Raw genomic sequence first — 2795 nt, 5'->3', positions numbered from 1 at the left:
TCCGCAAGATTCCCGTTGGACATAATCCTCATTGCGCAATCTGCGGCGACGACCCGTCCATTCACGAGCTCATCGACTATAAGCAGCCTGTATGTGAAAGCAAAGTGGGAAAGGGGTCGCTATGATACATCTGACACGGTCTGATTATGAGGCCATGACGGCCTATGCCCGGGAACAGCTGCCCAATGAATGCTGCGGCCTGCTGGCGGGAAAACGAAGTGGTGGCGACGCATTCGTTGAGAAGGTATATTATCTGAACAATACCGATGCCAGTCCGAAACATTTTTCCATGGATCCGGCAGAGCAGTTTGCCGTCATGCGGGATATACGCCAGCGTAATCTGGCCCTCATCGGCAATTTCCACAGCCACCCGGCAACGCCGTCCCGCCCGTCCGACGAAGACAAACGGCTGGCCTTCGACCCGTCGCTGCGCTATCTGATTCTGTCGCTGGCGGAAAGCGGGCCGGTCCTGCGCAGTTTTCGTATCCGCGGCGGCGAGGCGATAGCAGAGCCACTACACATCGAAGAGGAGGAATCACATTGGCAGATGCAAATTTCAAGGAACTAAAAAAAGGCGGCTTCATGAAACAGAAGCAGAAAGATCGTTTCTCCATGAGGCTGAAAACCATTGGCGGACAGGTGACTATAGAACAGCTGGAAACGATCCGTCACGTCGCCGAAACCTATGGACACGGATATATCCATCTCACATCCCGGCAGGGCATTGAAATCCCCTTTATCGCCCTGGAAGATATCGATACGGTAAAGAAAGAACTGGCCAAAGGCGGCGTACAGAATGGCGTCTGTGGCGCCCGGCTGCGCACGATTACGGCCTGTCAGGGAAATGCCGTCTGCCCGTCGGGGCTGATCGACACCCAGCACATAGCCAGGGAATGTGAAGCCCGCTATGGCGGACGGGAATTTCCAGCCAAATTCAAAATCGGCATCACAGGCTGTCCCAATAACTGTCTGAAGACGGAAGAAAATGACCTGGGCATCAAAGGCGGCATCGAACCGCAATGGCATCATGATGACTGTATTTTCTGCGGCCTCTGTCAGGCCGTCTGCCCGTCTTCGGCCATTACAGTGGATAAGAAAGAAAAGACACTTTCTTTTACGGCGGACCAGTGCCTGTTCTGTGGCAAGTGCGTTACTACCTGTCCGTCTTCGGCCTGGGTAGGAACAGCCGGCTATAACGTATCCCTGGGAGGCCTCTATGGCAAGCAGATCACTATTGGCAGGCATTTCCTGCCCCTCCTTCACTCGGAAGAAGAACTGTATCGCGTCATCGATGTAGTTCTCGACTTTTTTGAAAACCACGCCAAACCGGGAGAACGCTTTGCCAAAACGGTAGAACGGATTGGCTGGGACACAGTAGAACGACTCGTCCGGGAGGTATTATGAACATAGACAACACTATCGATATTACGGATGTCGTCTGTCCCGTGACCTATGTCAAAGTAAAGGTCGAACTGGAAGATATGGAACCGGGACAGGTCCTGTCCGTCCGGCTCAACAGCGGCGACGCTCTGCAGAACGTCCCGCGGAGTCTGAAAAATGACGGACACCGCGTCTTCGACGTGACAGACAACGAAGACGGGACTTACACGATTCTCGTCGAACGGGGACAGGACGACTAAAAAAAACGGATTCTCCTATGAAACAGCTGATTTCACAGGAGAATCCGTTTTTTGCTTAACCTCAAACATCAAATTTAAAACGTCAGACAATCTTTTTCGCTGAGCCAACGGGCGACGTCCAGAGCGTGATAGGTGATGATGATATCGGCACCGGCCCGTTTCATGGACAGAAGCGATTCCAGGACGATCCGTTTTTCGTCGATCCAGCCGTTTTGGGCAGCCGCTTTGACCATGGCATATTCACCGCTGACGTTGTAGACGGCGATGGGGCGGTCAATGCGGTCCCGGGCCTGACGGACGATATCGAGATAAGTCATGGCCGGCTTGATCATGATGATGTCAGCCCCTTCATCGAGGTCGAGGCTGATTTCCTTCATGGCTTCACGGGAATTGGCCGGATCCATCTGATACTGGCGGCGGTTGCCGAACTGCGGGGCCGAGTTGGCCGCATCGCGGAAGGGGCCGTAAAAGGCCGAGGCGTATTTGACGGCGTAGGACATAATGGAAACGTTCTGGAAACCCTTTTCATCGAGGGCTGTGCGGATGGCGGCGATGCGGCCGTCCATCATGTCTGACGGGGCGATGATGTCGGCACCGGCTGCTGCCTGGCTGACGGCCGTCCGGGCCAGGAGCGGCAGGGTAGCGTCGTTATCGACGTAATGGCCGCAGAGCTTGCCACAATGGCCATGGCTGGTGTACTGGCAGAGACAGACATCGCCGACGATGACCAGACCGGGCAGTTCTTTTTTGATGGCTTCCATGGCCCGCTGCACCGGGCTCTTCGGGTCCCATGCCGATGAGCCTGTTTCATCCTTGTATCCGGGCAGGCCGAATACTTCAATGGCCGGGATGCCGAGGGAGACGGCGAGGCGGGCCGTTTCTACGGCTTTATCGACTGACAGGTGATAACAGCCGGGCAGGCTGGGGATTTCTTCTTTTACATGGCTGCCGGGAACGACGAAGATAGGGTAAATCAGGTCCGATACGGACAGGTGGTTTTCCCGCACCATAGAGCGGACGGGAGCGGAAATGCGCAGGCGGCGCGGGCGTAAGGCGTTATATTTCATTATGATGTCGTCTCCAATCGAGTATATTCTGAGTCAGGCCTTCTATGGTATAGGTCGAAGCCGTGAGAGCCGGTGTGAGTCCTTCGCG

General features: G+C 55.0%; 4 protein-coding genes. 3 read left to right on the top strand and 1 reads right to left on the bottom strand.

Annotation, left to right across the window (positions count from 1 at the left end; genetic code table 11):
- Positions 1-121 precede the first annotated feature (121 nt).
- The 3 genes from DBO31_RS05950 to DBO31_RS05940 are packed head-to-tail and all read left to right on the top strand — an operon-like array spanning position 122 to position 1640.
- Positions 122-568 carry a M67 family metallopeptidase gene (locus tag DBO31_RS05950; protein ID WP_150824684.1) on the top strand — a complete coding sequence of 149 codons (447 nt, stop codon included), beginning with the start codon at positions 122-124 and terminating at the stop codon, positions 566-568.
- Positions 541-1404 carry a 4Fe-4S dicluster domain-containing protein gene (locus tag DBO31_RS05945; RefSeq protein WP_059076056.1) on the top strand — a complete coding sequence of 288 codons (864 nt, stop codon included), beginning with the start codon at positions 541-543 and terminating at the stop codon, positions 1402-1404. The genes DBO31_RS05950 and DBO31_RS05945 overlap by 28 nt, the downstream gene beginning before the upstream one ends.
- On the top strand, positions 1401-1640 hold the full coding sequence (locus tag DBO31_RS05940; RefSeq protein ID WP_059076057.1) for a sulfurtransferase TusA family protein: 240 nt from the start codon (positions 1401-1403) through the stop codon (positions 1638-1640). The genes DBO31_RS05945 and DBO31_RS05940 overlap by 4 nt, the downstream gene beginning before the upstream one ends.
- A gap of 74 nt (positions 1641-1714) precedes the next feature.
- On the opposite strand, the gene hemB is transcribed toward DBO31_RS05940, so the two are convergent.
- Positions 1715-2707: a porphobilinogen synthase gene (gene hemB / locus DBO31_RS05935; protein WP_059076058.1), complete on the bottom strand. Its 993-nt coding sequence runs from the start codon at positions 2705-2707 to the stop codon at positions 1715-1717.
- Positions 2708-2795 lie beyond the last annotated feature (88 nt).

It is taken from the genome of Megasphaera sp. DJF_B143, from assembly GCF_900320625.1.
Taxonomy (GTDB): Bacteria; Bacillota; Negativicutes; order Veillonellales; family Megasphaeraceae; genus Megasphaera; species Megasphaera hexanoica.
The sequence above is the reverse complement of the archived record's forward strand: the minus strand, read 5'-3'. Positions and strand labels throughout refer to the sequence as shown.

What these genes read in the sequence shown, in the direction of transcription:
- DBO31_RS05940 (WP_059076057.1), top strand. Translation starts at nt 1,401, where the DNA reads ATGAACATAGACAACACTATCGATATTACGGATGTCGTCTGTCCCGTG.
- hemB (WP_059076058.1), bottom strand. Translation starts at nt 2,707, where the DNA reads ATGAAATATAACGCCTTACGCCCGCGCCGCCTGCGCATTTCCGCTCCC.
- DBO31_RS05950 (WP_150824684.1), top strand. Translation starts at nt 122, where the DNA reads ATGATACATCTGACACGGTCTGATTATGAGGCCATGACGGCCTATGCC.